This window comes from Pseudomonas sp. PS01270, assembly GCF_029959775.1.
GTDB classification, from domain to species: domain Bacteria; phylum Pseudomonadota; class Gammaproteobacteria; order Pseudomonadales; family Pseudomonadaceae; genus Aquipseudomonas; species Aquipseudomonas atacamensis.
Map to the genome: position 1 here is coordinate 1 of NZ_JASCPT010000012.1, position 14,157 is coordinate 14,157.

12 protein-coding genes and 1 riboswitch are annotated in these 14,157 nt (G+C 61.1%); of the genes, 7 read left to right on the forward strand and 5 right to left on the reverse strand.

Annotated elements, in window-relative coordinates; all coding sequences use genetic code 11:
* Positions 1 to 79: 79 nt before the first annotated feature.
* Positions 80 to 2,077, reverse strand: coding sequence for a transketolase (tkt, locus tag QMX86_RS06420; RefSeq protein WP_122706795.1), 1,998 nt, complete (start codon positions 2,075 to 2,077; stop codon positions 80 to 82).
* 258 nt (positions 2,078 to 2,335) lie between these two features.
* Here tkt and QMX86_RS06425 point away from each other — a divergent pair, with 258 nt between their 5' ends.
* The 4 genes from QMX86_RS06425 (at position 2,336) to QMX86_RS06440 (ending at position 6,931) form a co-directional block, all read left to right on the forward strand.
* Complete coding sequence (locus tag QMX86_RS06425; RefSeq protein ID WP_073471062.1) at positions 2,336 to 3,331, forward strand: metalloregulator ArsR/SmtB family transcription factor; 996 nt, start codon at positions 2,336 to 2,338, stop codon at positions 3,329 to 3,331.
* Positions 3,332 to 3,349: 18 nt separating this feature from the next.
* Complete coding sequence (gene metK, locus QMX86_RS06430) at positions 3,350 to 4,540, forward strand: methionine adenosyltransferase (protein ID WP_024014624.1); 1,191 nt, start codon at positions 3,350 to 3,352, stop codon at positions 4,538 to 4,540.
* Between the two features lie 221 nt (positions 4,541 to 4,761).
* Entirely contained in the window at positions 4,762 to 6,438 is a 1,677-nt protein-coding gene (gene ligB / locus QMX86_RS06435; RefSeq protein WP_282387215.1) for an NAD-dependent DNA ligase LigB, read from the forward strand.
* A gap of 97 nt (positions 6,439 to 6,535) precedes the next feature.
* Positions 6,536 to 6,931, forward strand: a complete 396-nt coding sequence (locus QMX86_RS06440; protein ID WP_016772779.1) for a DUF1090 domain-containing protein — start codon at positions 6,536 to 6,538, stop codon at positions 6,929 to 6,931.
* 165 nt (positions 6,932 to 7,096) lie between these two features.
* Here QMX86_RS06440 and QMX86_RS06445 read toward each other — a convergent pair whose 3' ends face one another.
* Positions 7,097 to 7,546 carry a cytochrome c gene (locus QMX86_RS06445; RefSeq protein WP_056786463.1) on the reverse strand — a complete coding sequence of 150 codons (450 nt, stop codon included), beginning with the start codon at positions 7,544 to 7,546 and terminating at the stop codon, positions 7,097 to 7,099.
* Between the two features lie 128 nt (positions 7,547 to 7,674).
* Between QMX86_RS06445 and QMX86_RS06450 the strand changes: the two genes are divergently transcribed.
* Positions 7,675 to 8,859 carry a murein transglycosylase A gene (locus tag QMX86_RS06450; protein ID WP_122706791.1) on the forward strand — a complete coding sequence of 395 codons (1,185 nt, stop codon included), beginning with the start codon at positions 7,675 to 7,677 and terminating at the stop codon, positions 8,857 to 8,859.
* 114 nt (positions 8,860 to 8,973) lie between these two features.
* On the opposite strand, the gene QMX86_RS06455 is transcribed toward QMX86_RS06450, so the two are convergent.
* The gene (locus QMX86_RS06455; protein WP_039757593.1) at positions 8,974 to 9,357 is read right to left on the reverse strand and encodes an MAPEG family protein; all 384 of its coding nucleotides are present in this window, start codon (positions 9,355 to 9,357) and stop codon (positions 8,974 to 8,976) included.
* 333 nt (positions 9,358 to 9,690) lie between these two features.
* On the opposite strand from QMX86_RS06455, the gene QMX86_RS06460 reads away from it, so the two are divergent.
* On the forward strand, positions 9,691 to 10,860 hold the full coding sequence (locus tag QMX86_RS06460) for an MFS transporter (RefSeq protein ID WP_042606597.1): 1,170 nt from the start codon (positions 9,691 to 9,693) through the stop codon (positions 10,858 to 10,860).
* A gap of 250 nt (positions 10,861 to 11,110) precedes the next feature.
* Positions 11,111 to 12,376, forward strand: coding sequence for a sodium:proton antiporter (locus tag QMX86_RS06465; RefSeq protein ID WP_073471058.1), 1,266 nt, complete (start codon positions 11,111 to 11,113; stop codon positions 12,374 to 12,376).
* Here QMX86_RS06465 and QMX86_RS06470 read toward each other — a convergent pair whose 3' ends face one another.
* The gene (locus QMX86_RS06470) at positions 12,377 to 13,264 is read right to left on the reverse strand and encodes a formate/nitrite transporter family protein (protein ID WP_073471057.1); all 888 of its coding nucleotides are present in this window, start codon (positions 13,262 to 13,264) and stop codon (positions 12,377 to 12,379) included. It abuts the gene before it with no gap.
* A gap of 175 nt (positions 13,265 to 13,439) precedes the next feature.
* The gene (locus QMX86_RS06475) at positions 13,440 to 13,844 is read right to left on the reverse strand and encodes a hotdog domain-containing protein (protein ID WP_016772772.1); all 405 of its coding nucleotides are present in this window, start codon (positions 13,842 to 13,844) and stop codon (positions 13,440 to 13,442) included.
* A 198-nt stretch (positions 13,845 to 14,042) separates the two neighbouring features.
* Positions 14,043 to 14,141: riboswitch (S-adenosyl-L-homocysteine riboswitch) on the forward strand.
* The last annotated feature ends 16 nt before the right edge of the window (positions 14,142 to 14,157 follow it).

Genomic DNA, 14,157 nt, shown 5'->3' on the forward strand with positions numbered 1-14,157 from the left:
CTCCCACAGGGAAATGCATTTCCCTGTGGGAGCGAGCCTGCTCGCGAAGGCGTCAGCCCGGACAACACAACTGTCAGATTTAGTCTTCCAGCAGCTCTTCAGCCTGACCGAGGATGTTTTCCAGGGTAAAACCGAACTCTTCGAACAATGCCGAAGCCGGCGCCGACTCACCGTAGGTGGTCATGCCGATCACGCGGCCTTCCAGACCCACGTACTTGAACCAGAAATCGGCGTGGGCCGCTTCGATGGCAATACGCGCGCTGACCTGCAACGGCAGAACCGACTGCTTGTACTCCGCATCCTGAGCATCAAACGCGCTGGTGCAAGGCATCGAGACCACGCGAACCTTGCGGCCCTGCTCGGTCAGTTTGTCGAAGGCTTGAACCGCCAGACCGACTTCCGAACCGGTGGCGATCAGGATCAGCTCAGGCTCGCCTGCGCAATCCTTGAGCACATAACCACCACGGCTGATGTTGGCAATCTGGCCAGCGTCGCGTTCCTGATGTTGCAGATTCTGCCGCGAGAAGATCAGCGCCGAAGGGCCGTCCTTGCGCTCCAGCGCGTTTTTCCAGGCCACTGCCGATTCCACGGCATCGGCTGGGCGCCAGGTGTCGAGGTTCGGCGTGCTGCGCAGGCTGGTCAGTTGCTCGATCGGCTGGTGCGTCGGGCCGTCTTCGCCCAGACCGATGGAGTCGTGGGTGTAGACGTGGATCACGCGCTTCTTCATCAAAGCCGACATACGTACGGCGTTGCGCGCGTATTCCATGAACATCAGGAAGGTCGCGCCGTAAGGCACCAGGCCGCCGTGCAGGGCGACGCCGTTCATGATCGCGGTCATGCCGAACTCGCGCACGCCGTAGTACATGTAGTTGCCGCTGGCGTCTTCAGCGCTGACGCCTTTGCAGCCTTTCCACAGGGTCAGGTTGGAGCCGGCGAGGTCAGCCGAACCGCCGAGCATTTCCGGCAGCAGCGGGCCGAAAGCATTGAGGGTGTTCTGGCTGGCTTTGCGGCTGGCGATGGTTTCGCCCTTGGCCGCGACTTCGGCGATGTAGGCCGAGGCTTTTTCCGAGAAGTCGGCCGGCAGTTCGCCGCTCAGACGACGGATCAGCTCGTTGGCTTCAGTCGGGAATGCAGCGGAGTAAGCGGCGAAACGCTGATCCCACTCTGCTTCGACCGCGCGGCCAGCTTCTTTGGCGTCCCACTCCGCATAGATCTCGGCCGGGACTTCGAACGGGCCGTAGTTCCAGTTCAGCGCCTGACGGGTCAGGGCGATTTCCGCGTCACCCAGTGGGGCGCCGTGGCAATCTTCCTTGCCCTGCTTGTTCGGCGAACCGAAACCGATGGTGGTCTTGCAGCAGATCAGCGTCGGTTGAGCGCTCTTGCGTGCGGTTTCGATGGCGGTCTTGATCTCTTCCGGATCGTGGCCGTCGACGTTGCGGATCACCTGCCAGTTGTAGGCTTCGAAACGCTTCGGCGTGTCATCGGTGAACCAGCCTTCGACTTCACCGTCAATGGAAATGCCGTTGTCATCGTAGAAGGCAATCAGCTTGCCCAGGCCCAGCGTGCCGGCCAGGGAAGCGACTTCGTGGGAAATGCCTTCCATCATGCAGCCATCACCGAGGAACACGTAGGTGTGGTGGTCAACGATGTTGTGGCCGGGACGGTTGAACTGCGCGCCCATGACTTTTTCCGCCAAGGCGAAACCGACGGCGTTGGCCAGACCCTGACCCAGCGGACCGGTGGTGGTTTCGACGCCCGGGGTGTAACCGAATTCGGGATGACCTGGAGTGCGGCTGTGCAGTTGACGGAACTGCTTGAGGTCGTCGATCGACAGGTCGTAGCCGGTCAGGTGCAGCAGCGAGTAGATCAACATCGAGCCGTGGCCGTTGGACAGCACGAAGCGGTCACGGTCGGCGAACGACGGGTTGCTCGGGTTGTGCTTGAGGTAGTCGCGCCACAGCACTTCGGCAATATCTGCCATACCCATAGGGGCACCGGGATGGCCGCTGTTGGCTTTTTGCACGGCATCCATGCTGAGGGCACGAATGGCGTTGGCACGCTCACGACGGCTAGGCATCGCTGATCTCCTGGGTGTGAATAGACTGAAACGGAAAAAGGAGGGCATTTTCCCTCACCCATGCGCCTCGGGGCAATGACAGATAGTCATCGGCAGGCGTTTTTCCAATCGATAGCACAGGTTTCGCTTGGTGAAACCTTTCCGCTATTCGTTTGTAGAGACTGCCGTCCGCCGAGAAGTGCCATTTATCGAGCAATATCAAAACTTTTTGATATTGGCCTTGCGGTGCCTTGCCCCCGTCTCTAGACTGCCAGCCCTATGAACTTACGCGTGCCTTCCATTCGCCATGACGATTGCGACGAGCTGGCGGCCCTGTGCAAGGCCGGCGGCGATCCGCTGCGGCTGAATGTCTTGCGCGCGCTGGCCAACGATTCGTTTGGCGTGCTGGAGCTGGCGCAGATTTTCGGCATCGGTCAGTCGGGCATGAGCCATCACCTCAAGGTGCTGGCGCAAGCCGACCTGGTGGCGACACGCCGTGAGGGCAACGCGATTTTCTATCGTCGTGCCCTGCCCCACAGCGAATTGCTCGGCGGCAAGCTGCACGCGGCATTGCTGGAAGAAGTCGACGATCTGGATCTGCCTGATGAAGTGCAAGCACGCATCGAGCAGGTTCATGGTCAGCGTGCCGCCGCCAGCCGGGACTTTTTCGCCCGGGTCGCGGAAAAATTCCGTGCCCAGCAGGATTTGATCGCAGGCCTGCCGCAGTACCGTGACAGCGTGCTGGCCCTGCTCGACAAACTGAACTTCGATGGTGCAGCCACGGCCATTGAAGTCGGCCCCGGCGATGGTGCTTTTCTGCCGGAACTGGCCCGTCGCTTCGGCACCGTAACCGCGCTGGACAACAGCCCGGCGATGCTCGAACTGGCGCGTCAGGTGTGTGAACGTGAACAGCTGGCTAACGTCAGCCTGCAATTGGCCGATGCATTGAACGGCACAAGCCTCAAGGCCCATTGCGTAGTGTTGAACATGGTCCTGCACCATTTCGCCGCTCCGGCCGATGCGCTCAGGCACATGGCCGATTTGCTGCAACCGGGCGGTAGCCTGCTCGTGACAGAGTTATGTAGCCACAACCAGAGTTGGGCCAGGGAGGCCTGCGGTGATCTCTGGTTGGGGTTTGAACAGGACGATCTGGCCCGTTGGGCCACCGCTGCGGGACTCGTTCCCGGGGAAAGCCTCTATGTAGGCTTACGTAATGGTTTCCAGATCCAGGTTCGCCACTTTCAGCGACCGGCTGGCGACACTCACCATCGGTAAATTCAGGAAAACATCGAGATGAGCGAATACTCCCTCTTCACCTCCGAGTCCGTGTCTGAAGGACATCCGGACAAAATCGCCGACCAGATTTCCGATGCGGTGCTGGACGCCATTATTGCCCAGGACAAACACGCTCGCGTGGCCGTGGAAACCCTGGTCAAGACCGGCGTCGCCATCGTTGCCGGTGAAGTGACCACCAGCGCCTGGGTCGACCTGGAGCAGATCGTTCGTGACGTGATTTGCGACATCGGCTACACCAGCTCCGAAGTCGGCTTCGACGGCGCGACCTGCGGCGTGATGAACATCATCGGCAAGCAGTCCCCTGACATCAACCAGGGTGTCGACCGCGCCAAGCCTGAAGATCAGGGCGCCGGCGACCAGGGCCTGATGTTCGGCTACGCCAGCAACGAAACCGACGTTTTGATGCCAGCGCCGATCACCTTCTCGCACCAGCTGGTGCAGCGTCAGGCTGAAGCACGCAAGTCGGGCCTGCTGCCTTGGCTGCGTCCGGATGCCAAGTCGCAAGTGACCTGCCGTTACGAAGGCGGCAAGGTTGTCGGCATCGACGCTGTGGTGCTGTCGACCCAGCACAACCCGGAAGTTTCCTACAAAGACCTGCGCGAAGGCGTGATGGAGCTGATCGTCAAGCACGTACTGCCTGCCGAACTGCTGAGCAAGGACACCCAGTTCCACATCAACCCGACCGGCCAGTTCATCATTGGCGGCCCGGTAGGTGACTGCGGTCTGACCGGCCGCAAGATCATCGTCGACAGCTACGGCGGCATGGCCCGTCACGGCGGCGGCGCGTTCTCCGGCAAGGATCCATCGAAGGTTGACCGTTCGGCTGCCTACGCTGGCCGTTACGTGGCCAAGAACATCGTTGCGGCCGGCCTGGCCGAGCGTTGCGAGATCCAGGTTTCCTACGCGATCGGTGTGGCCCAGCCTACGTCGATCTCGCTGAACACCTTCGGCACCGGCAAGATCAGCGATGACAAGATCATCAAGCTGGTGCGTGAAGTGTTCGACCTGCGTCCATACGCAATCACCACCATGCTCGACCTGCTGCACCCGATGTATCAGGAAACCGCAGCCTACGGCCACTTCGGTCGTGCGCCGCAGACCAAGACCGTTGGCGAAGACAGCTTCACCACGTTCACCTGGGAAAAAACCGACCGCGCCGACGCCCTGCGTTCCGCCGCTGGCCTGTAATACCCTGGCTGCAAGAAAGCCCCGCACGGTTCGCGCCGTGCGGGGCTTTTTCATGCCTGACAGATTTTTGAGATCCGTGTGGGAGCGAGCCTGCTCGCGAAGGCGCCCGCCCATGCAACGTCAATTCAGAATCCGGAAACACCTCGAAAAACACCCCAGGTAACGCATTTCGAATCCTCACCTACCCTTCAAATATTACCCCCGAGCAAGGACGCTCAACGATGCTCTTCACACTGCGCCTGTTGCTGGCCTTCCTGCTGGCACTCATCACCCTCGTCAGCCAAGCCAACTGTCCGAACTGGGATCTTTCCCAAGCCCAACGCGAAATCACCACCCTGCAAAACCGGATCGACCAATGGGACGACGCCTATCACCGCGAAGGCCGCTCATTGATCAGCGACGAACTCTATGACCAGTCCCAGCTGCGTCTGAAAGAATGGCAAGCCTGTTTTAACCAACCCTCATCCCCGCAGCCGTTGCGCACCGCGTCCGGCACGGTCACCCACCCCATCGCCCATACCGGTCTGGACAAGCTGCACAAAGCCGAAGACGTCGCCCACTGGTTGCGTGATCGCCAGAACGTCTGGGTGCAACCCAAGGTCGACGGCGTGGCTGTCACGCTGATCTACCGCCAGGGGATATTGCAGCAGGCCATCAGTCGCGGTGATGGGGTCAACGGCCAGGACTGGACCGCCTCCGCGCGCAGGATCGCAGCCATTCCGCAACGGTTGAGGCAGCCACGGGATCTGCTGGTACAGGGCGAACTTTATTGGCGCCTCAACGCACATGTTCAATCACAGTCCGGCAGCGTCAATGCCCGCGCCACCGTCGCCGGGCTGATGGGACGCAAAACACTCGATGTTGAACAGGCCGCCGGGATCGGCCTGTTTGTCTGGGACTGGCCGCAAGGTCCTGTGCGGCTGCCGGAGAGATTGTCCGAACTTCAAGCATTGGGGTTCGCTGCAACCGAGCCCTTTACACAGCCCGTCAACCGATTCGAAGATGCGCAAAAATGGCGCGAGCACTGGTATCGCTCGCCCCTGCCCTTTGCCAGCGACGGCGTGGTGCTGCGTCAGAGCCAACGGCCACCCGCCGAACGCTGGCAGGCCAAGGCACCTTATTGGGCGATCGCCTGGAAATACCCATTCGCCCAGGCATTGGCCGAAGTGCGCAAGGTCAATTTCAAGATCGGCCGCACCGGGCGGATCACGCCGGTGCTGGAACTGCTGCCGCTCAGACTCGATGACCGCGAAATCAAACGGGTCAGCGTCAGCTCGCTCAAGCGCTGGCAAACCCTCGACATCCACCCAGGCGATCAGGTGGCAATCAGTCTGGCCGGGCTGACCATTCCGCGCCTCGACAGTGTCGTACTGCGCACCAGCGAACGGGCAGACATCAGCATTCCAGATGCCGGCGATTACCACGTACTGAGCTGCTGGCAACCGACGCCGGGGTGTGAAAGCCAGTTTCTCGCGCGTCTGACCTGGCTCAGTGGCAAGCAGGGCCTGGCCATGCAGCATGTCGGTCGCGGCACTTGGGAGAAACTTTTGGAAACAGGCCGTCTGAAACACCTGCTGGATTGGCTGACCCTCGATGCGTCAGAGCTTGCTAACATTGCCGGCCTCGGCGAGCGCAGCAGCGCACGCCTGATCCAGAGTTTTGAGGGCGCGCGGCAACAGCCGTTCGCTCGATGGTTGAAAGCGCTGGGCATGCCGCCGGCCGGACAGGCACAACTGGACGATTCGTGGCAGGCCCTGGCACAACGCGACACTGAACAATGGCAGGCAGAAGCCGGCATCGGCCCGGGACGCGCGGCGCAACTGAGCGCATTCTTTCGCGACCCGCAGGTACTGGCTTTGAGTGAAACCCTGAAAGCCGCCGGAATCGACGGCTTCTGAACCTGCAATCCCCGCCCGGCGGGAACCCAACGGCCGGCCAGACGCTCCAACAGCGCAGTGCCCTCCCACCCCGATTGCCTTTGCACATGGAGCTTTTATGAAATTTCTCGCACCGCTCGCCCTGCTTACTCTTTGCGGCGTCATGGCCGCCCCGGTCATGGCCGAAGAAGACGGCCCGGGCCTGACCGGTTGCGCTGCCAAGAAGCAGGGCATCATCAATCAGATCGAACAGGCCAAGTCACGCGGCAACATGGAGCAGCAGGCAGGCCTGGAAACCGCACTGCGTGAAGTGAACGAACATTGCACCGACGCCGGGCTGAAGAAAGAGCGTGAGAACAAAGTGCTTGAGGCCAAGCATGAAGTCAGCCAGCGGCAGGCGGACCTCGACAAGGCCATGAAGAAGGGCGATCCGGAGAAGATCAACAAGCGCAAGGAAAAGCTCGCCGAGTCGCGCAAGGAACTGCAGGAAGCGCTGGACGAGATCGATAAGTAACCGAAGCCCTGTGGCGAGGGGATTTATCCCCGTCCGGCGGCGAAGCCGTCGCAAATTCGACTGGTCGGGTCCGACTGAAAAAACCCGGTTGTATGGTTTTGGGGCTGCTTCGCAGCCCACCGGGGATAAATCCCCTCGCCACAAGGCACTCAGCAGTTTCAGGAATCAATGATCGCGAAACTCTTTATGGCAAGCACTGCAGGCATCCTCGACTTTCTGCACTGCCGGCCCGAGATTGCTGGCCTTGTACGGCTGAACCTGACTGGCGACCACCAATTCACCGGTAGCCGCTTCGAGGGCGCGGGCCAGTTCCTGAAAACGCGCCTGTTTCTGCCAGACATCGTCCTTGGCGCTGGTGTGATCTTCCTCGCGCACCTGCGGGAAATGCTTCCAAGGCTCATGGGCCAACGCATCAAGTCTGACCGCACCTTCGGCAAATTTCGGCCCGTCGAAGGCAATGCGCCCACGCAACATGCCGCCGAGGTCTTCGCTGGTCTTGAGCATCTGCTTGAAGATCGCCTTGCGCTGGCCCAGCGGCGAATTCGGGTCGACACCGCCACAGGCGGACAAGGTCAGGCAGGCCAGCAATACAACAGCAATGGGTTTCAGAGTCATGGTGGCTTCAGGTCGCGGAAATCGGCGGCCAGTATCCTCGGCTCACCGCCAAACACCAATAGCCCTATTAAAAATACGGGTTGCTCGAGCGCATGGAGCACTCGACCAACCGGCACAGGAATCACTCCATGAACAGCCGCTTCACGGCCTGGCGTCACCCGCTTATCGTCACCCTTCCACTGCTCGCCATCCTCGCCGGTTGCACAGGCGGCGACAGCGCCAAACCAAAAACCCATGCGCTGGCTACCTATTCCAGCGCGACATGGGAAGCCTTGCCAGCGGTCTCCGACAGCGATCTGGTCGCCGGTTTCGGTTCCTGGCGCAGCGCGTGCACACGACTCAAAGCTGACGCAGTCTGGGGGCCGACCTGCGCTGCGGCGGCGAATGTGCCGCAAAGCGCCGCCGAGATTCGTGCATTCCTCAAGCAGAATCTCGATGTCTACGGCCTGCGCGCCGAGAACGACAACCCCAATGGTCTGATCACTGGCTACTACGAACCGGTGTACCCCGGCAGCCTGACGCCGACCGCAACGGCGAACGTGCCAGTGTATGGCGTGCCGGAAGACATGATCATCGTCTCGCTCGACAGCATCTACCCGGAATTGAAAGGCAAGCGCCTGCGCGGCCGCCTCGAAGGCCGCGTGCTCAAGCCTTACGACGATGCGGCGACCATTGAATCCAACGGTGTGAAAGCGCCAGTGGTCGCCTATCTGACTGACCCGATGAACCTGCAATTTCTGCAGATCCAGGGCTCGGGCCGGATCCAGACCGAGGACGGCAAACAGTTGCGCATCGCCTACGCCGATCAGAATGGCCACCCTTACCGACCGATCGGTCGCTGGCTGGTCGAGCAAGGCGAGCTGAAGAAAGAAGACGTGACCATGAGCGCGATCAGCAACTGGGCCAAGGCCAACCCGACGCGCATCCCGGAACTGCTCGCCAGCAACCCGAGCTACGTGTTCTTCACCCGCAACCCGGACAGCAACGAAGGCCCGCGCGGCTCGCTGAACGTGCCATTGACCGCCGGCTACAGCGCGGCAGTGGATCGCAAGGTGATTCCGTTGGGCAGTCTGTTATGGCTGTCGACCACCAAACCGGATGGCACCCCACTGGTGCGCCCGGTCGCGGCGCAGGACACCGGCGGCGCGATTGCCGGCGAGGTGCGCGCGGATCTGTTCTGGGGCACGGGTGATGCGGCCGGGCAACTGGCCGGGGAAATGAAACAGCAGGGGCAGATCTGGATGCTCTGGCCCAAAGGGGCGGCGTTGCCGCAAGTGCCGCAGGTGGCGGATACACCAAAGCAAAAGTCTTAGGTTCTTCGTCGTCTGATCCATCGCTTTCGCGAGCAGGCTCGCTCCCACATCTGGAATGCATTTCCATGTGGGAGCGAGCCTGCTCGCGAAGAGGCCGGCAGCAACAGCCGATAATCAGATCGACACAAAGAAGAACGAAGCAATCAGCCCCATCCCGATAAACCACACCACCGAACGCAGTGCAGCCCAGTCGGCCAGATAGCAAATGATGTACAGCAGGCGACTGGTGATAAACAGCACGGCCAGCACATTGACCGTCACCAGCTGCGCAGTGCCGACCAGATGCGCAACGATCACCGCAGCGGCAAACGCAGGCGTTACTTCAAAGCTGTTCAGTTGCGCGGCGTGGGCGCGACGGGCGACGCCATCGACGCTGTCGAGAAAGTCCCGTGGATCATAATTGTCCTTCAAGCGGAAACCGCCGGTGGCCTTCGCCACGATCGTGCACACGTACGGCAGGAAAATCGCGATCAACACACACCACAGAGCCACTGTCATAACGTCGTCCTTTTTTTCGATTGGTGAAATTGGCGAGCGATCAGAACTTCATCACCAGCATGCCGATCAGCACCTGCCCACAGGCTAAGAGCCGCGCCCGGCAGAAAGGTTCTTTCAGCTGGATATAACACGGCAATTCCAGTGAGCCGTCGATTAGTCAGATTATTGATTCGCCATGTGTCAGCAGCTGTTTATACTGCAACCCACCGCGCCGTACTCAGCTGCACACCAAAAAATTCCAATAAAAGCTGCCTGCTCCGCTTTCATCGAAAACGGTCGCTGGCACGCGTATGCCTGATCAAAGCGTCAAGACTACCGACAGAGACCTTGCGCATGCCCCTCGCTTTGCTTGCACTCGCCGTTGCCGCGTTCGGCATCGGCACTACCGAATTCGTCATCATGGGCCTGCTCCCCGACGTCGCCCGCGATCTGGCGGTGAGCATTCCTCACGCCGGGCTGCTGATCACCGGTTACGCCCTGGGCGTGGTGTTCGGCGCACCGATCCTGGCGATCGGCACCGCCAATATGCCGCGCAAAGCGACACTGCTGGGCATGACGCTGATGTTCATCCTCGGCAACGTGCTCTGCGCGCTCGCGCCGAACTACGCGACGCTGATGGCGGCGCGGGTGGTCACGGCGCTGTGTCATGGGGCGTTTTTCGGCATTGGCTCGGTGGTTGCCGCCGGCCTGGTGGCGCCGAACAAACGCGCGCAAGCCATTGCCATGATGTTCACCGGCCTGACCCTGGCCAACGTGCTCGGCGTGCCACTCGGCACAGCGCTTGGCCAATACGCTGGCTGGCGCTCGACCTTCTGGGCAGTGTCGGTGATCGGCATTGTTGCGGCGCTGGCGCAGTGGTTGTGGCTGCCAAAACACATCGCAATGGACAAAGCCAACCTCGCCAGCGAATTCAAAGTGCTGGGCAAGGCCAACGTGCTGCTGGCGCTGGGCATGAGCGTGCTGGCCTCGACCAGCCTGTTCAGCGTGTTCACCTATATCGCACCGATCCTGCAAGACATCACTGGCGTCAGCCCCCACGGCGTGACGGTGATGCTGCTGTTGTTCGGCGTCGGCCTGACAGCGGGCAGCATGCTCGGCGGGCGCCTGGCCGACAGCCGCTTGCTGCCGTCACTGGTCGGCGTGGCACTGGCGGTCGTGGTGATTCTCGCGGCGTTCAGCCAGACCAGCCGTTCGGTGATTCCGGCGGCGATCACTCTGGTGCTGTGGGGAATTTTCGCTTTTGCGCTGTGCCCGATTCTGCAGCTGTTGATCATCGATCAGGCGCACGAAGCGCCGAATCTGGGTTCGACGCTGAACCAGAGCGCGTTCAATCTGGGCAACGCAGCAGGTGCCTGGATTGGCGGGCTGGTGGTTGCCAGCGGCGCGGATCTGGCGGACCTGCCGTGGACCGGGGCGCTGGTCGGCGTGCTGACGGTGCTGACGGCGCTGTTGTTCATTTACCTGCAACGTCGGCGGGCGAGTGCGGTCAATGTGTCTGGCTGAGACCTCTGCGACTGACTACCTGTGGCGAGGGGATTTATCCCCGTTGGGCTGCGCAGCAGCCCCCAAAACCTTCAATCGGGTTTTGTCAGAAATAATCGATAAACCGGATTGCGACGGCTTCGCCGCCGAGCGGGGATAAATCCCCTCGCCACAATGAACTGTGGTGTGTCCAATGTCGCTCTTCGCCCATCAAACCCCTGCGTCCAACCTCCGGTCGCGCTCCATTCACTCTCCATCCAAAGGACCCCGGATGCTTGAACTCGTCGCCGCTTTTATCTGCCTCACCACCCTCCTGACCTTCGTCAATTTCCGCTTTATCGGCCTGCCGCCGACCATCGGCGTGATGGTTACCGCCCTGCTGTTCTCACTGCTCCTGCAAGGCCTCAGCGTCCTCGGCTTTCCCGGCCTCGAAGACCGCGTGCAGCAACTGATCGGCCAGATCGATTTCGGCGATCTGCTGATGAACTGGATGCTCTCGTTCCTGCTGTTCGCCGGCGCCCTGCACGTCAACCTCAATGATTTGCGCAGCTACCGCTGGCCGATCGGCCTGCTGGCGACCTTCGGCGTGTTGATCGCCACCGTGGTGATCGGCAGCCTGGCCTTCTACATTTTTGCCCTGTTCGGCTGGCACGTGAGTTTCCTCTACTGCCTGTTGTTCGGCGCGCTGATCTCACCGACCGACCCGATTGCCGTGCTCGGCGTATTGCGTACCGCCAACGCTTCGAAGCCACTGAAAACCACCATCGTCGGCGAATCACTGTTCAACGACGGCACGGCGGTGGTGGTCTTCACCGTGCTGCTGGGCATCGCGCAACTGGGCGAAACCCCGACCGTCAGCGCCACGGCCATGCTCTTCGTCCATGAGGCGATTGGTGGTGTGTTGTTCGGCGGACTGATTGGTTATCTGGTCTATCGGATGATCAAAAGCGTCGAGCAGCACCAGATCACCGTGATGCTGACGCTGGCCCTGGTGATCGGCGGTTCGGCGATGTCCACCGAACTGCACGTCTCGGCGCCGATTGCGATGGTGGTGGCCGGTCTGATCATCGGCAACCTCGGGCGCAATCTGGCGATGAACGACATGACCCGGCGCTATCTGGACGGTTTCTGGGAGTTGCTCGATGACATGCTCAACGCGCTGCTGTTTGCGCTGATCGGCATGGAGCTGTTGCTGCTGCCGTTCAACTGGCTGCACATGGCCGCCGCAGGCCTGCTGGCGGTGGCGATTCTGCTGTCGCGCCTGCTCACCGTGGCCCCGGCGATCCTGCTGCTGCGGCGCTGGCGCTCAGTGCCGGCCGGCACCATCCGCATCCTGACCTGGGGCGGTTTGCGCGGCGGTGTTTCGGTGGCACTGGCGCTGGCCCTGCCGCTGGGCCCGGAGCGCGATCTGCTGCTGAGCATCACCTACATCGTCGTGCTGTCGTCGATCCTGCTGCAGGGCCTGACCATCGGCAAACTGGTCAAGCATGCGACGCGCAATGAGCCGGCCGTCGTGCCTGAGCCAGCCCACCACTGATCATTTCTTGATCGACTGCGGATCGGGCTTAACAGCCTGATCCGCAGGTTCCTTCGGCGCACCGCTTTCGCTGCGAATCTGCGCATGGCTGATCAGCGCGAAGATAAAGCTGCCGCCGATGATATTTCCCGCCAGCGTCGGCCCGGCGAACACCGCCCAGAAATCACTCCACGGCAACTCGCCGGCAAACACCAGATAGGACACTTCCGCCGATCCGACGACGATGTGGGTGAAGTCGCCCAGCGCCATGAAGTAGGTGATGAGGATGATGATCCACATCTTCGCGCTCTCCATGGACGGGATCATCCAGACCATGGTGGCGATCATCCAGCCGGAGACGATGCCCTTGGCGAACATCTGACTGGCGCTGTGCTCCATGACCTTGCGGCCGATTTCGAGGAAGGCGACGTCGGTCTTGCTGTCGAAAATCGGCAGTTCCAGCATCACGTACGCCACCAGAATCGTCCCGCAGAGGTTGCCGACCAATACCACTGTCCATAGACGGATCAGGCGCAGGAAATTCTTCAGCGTCGGCCTGGTCATCACCGGCAGCACGGCGGTCAGGGTGTTTTCGGTAAACAGTTGCTGGCGCGCGAGGATGACCGCGAGGAAACCGGCGCAGTAGCCGAAACTGGCGATCACCTTGAATTCGTCGCCGTCGGGCAGGCGCGAATTGAGCAATCCCATGCCCATCAGCGACAGGCCCATGGTCAACCCTGCCGCCAGCGCCGACCACCACAGCGCGGCAATGCTGCGCTCCAGTTCCTGGTCGCCCTGAGTGCGGATGATTTCATGCAGAACGGCCGCGCGCGGCGGCTGGCTCTTCTCGACTTCGTGCTGCTCCTTGGCCGAGAGGTCGGGGGTCTTGTCGCTGGTGGGGGTGGTCATGGCGTGGCAACCGGTGGGGGGGGGATGTAGCTACGACCGTTGCGCTTCATGGCTGTTCAGTGGCCAGGCGAATCTCCGCTGAATTGGCAACCGCTTTCGCGAGCAGGCTCGCTCCCACAAGGATCACGCTGTACCTGTGGGAGCGAGCCTGCTCGCGAAGAATGCGCCGTCGATCTTATTGAACGGCCTCGTCATCCTTGAACTGGTCTTTCACGTATTTGATCTCGGTCCGCCCGTGCGGCGCCGGCAGGCCGTCTTCGCCGAGGTTGACGAACACCATCTTCTCGACGGTCAGGATGCTCTTGCGGGTGATCTTGTTGCGCACTTCGCAGGTCAGGGTGATCGAGGTGCGGCCGAATTCGGTGGCGGTGATGCCCAGTTCGATGATGTCGCCCTGGCGCGAGGCGCTGACGAAGTTGATTTCCGAGATGTACTTGGTCACCACACGCTGGTTGCCCAGTTGCACGATGGCGTAGATCGCGGCTTCTTCGTCGATCCAGCGCAGCAGGCTGCCGCCGAACAGGGTGCCGTTGGGGTTGAGGTCTTCGGGTTTTACCCATTTGCGGGTGTGGAAATTCATGTTCACTCCTGAGCGCTTGCCGAAAGATGCGCCCATCTTGGCAGACTGCTCAGTCAGGCTCCAGGCAGCTGCGACTATGGTCGCCATTGGCGATCTTCATCTGGCCGACAGAAACCCTTTGGAAGATCAGCCCGGGCGGCTATAATCGCCCCCGTTTCAAAAAACGGTAACGTTCACTGGCTACCGTTTTCCCGCCACCTGTCCGAGGGGCGCTGCAGCAGGTTCGACCTGTCAGGCTCGGATGGGGCGTTGACCGGCCTGCGCCGGACACTAAACGCACAACGGCGCCCATTCGCATACATTACGAATGGAG

Coding starts and splice junctions, on each gene's coding strand:
- ligB (WP_282387215.1), top strand. CDS start 4,762: ATGCTCTTCACACTGCGCCTGTTGCTGGCCTTCCTGCTGGCACTCATC.
- QMX86_RS06465 (WP_073471058.1), top strand. CDS start 11,111: ATGCTTGAACTCGTCGCCGCTTTTATCTGCCTCACCACCCTCCTGACC.
- QMX86_RS06425 (WP_073471062.1), top strand. CDS start 2,336: ATGAACTTACGCGTGCCTTCCATTCGCCATGACGATTGCGACGAGCTG.
- metK (WP_024014624.1), top strand. CDS start 3,350: ATGAGCGAATACTCCCTCTTCACCTCCGAGTCCGTGTCTGAAGGACAT.
- QMX86_RS06440 (WP_016772779.1), top strand. CDS start 6,536: ATGAAATTTCTCGCACCGCTCGCCCTGCTTACTCTTTGCGGCGTCATG.
- tkt (WP_122706795.1), bottom strand. CDS start 2,077: ATGCCTAGCCGTCGTGAGCGTGCCAACGCCATTCGTGCCCTCAGCATG.
- QMX86_RS06445 (WP_056786463.1), bottom strand. CDS start 7,546: ATGACTCTGAAACCCATTGCTGTTGTATTGCTGGCCTGCCTGACCTTG.
- QMX86_RS06455 (WP_039757593.1), bottom strand. CDS start 9,357: ATGACAGTGGCTCTGTGGTGTGTGTTGATCGCGATTTTCCTGCCGTAC.
- QMX86_RS06470 (WP_073471057.1), bottom strand. CDS start 13,264: ATGACCACCCCCACCAGCGACAAGACCCCCGACCTCTCGGCCAAGGAG.
- QMX86_RS06460 (WP_042606597.1), top strand. CDS start 9,691: ATGCCCCTCGCTTTGCTTGCACTCGCCGTTGCCGCGTTCGGCATCGGC.
- QMX86_RS06450 (WP_122706791.1), top strand. CDS start 7,675: ATGAACAGCCGCTTCACGGCCTGGCGTCACCCGCTTATCGTCACCCTT.
- QMX86_RS06475 (WP_016772772.1), bottom strand. CDS start 13,844: ATGAATTTCCACACCCGCAAATGGGTAAAACCCGAAGACCTCAACCCC.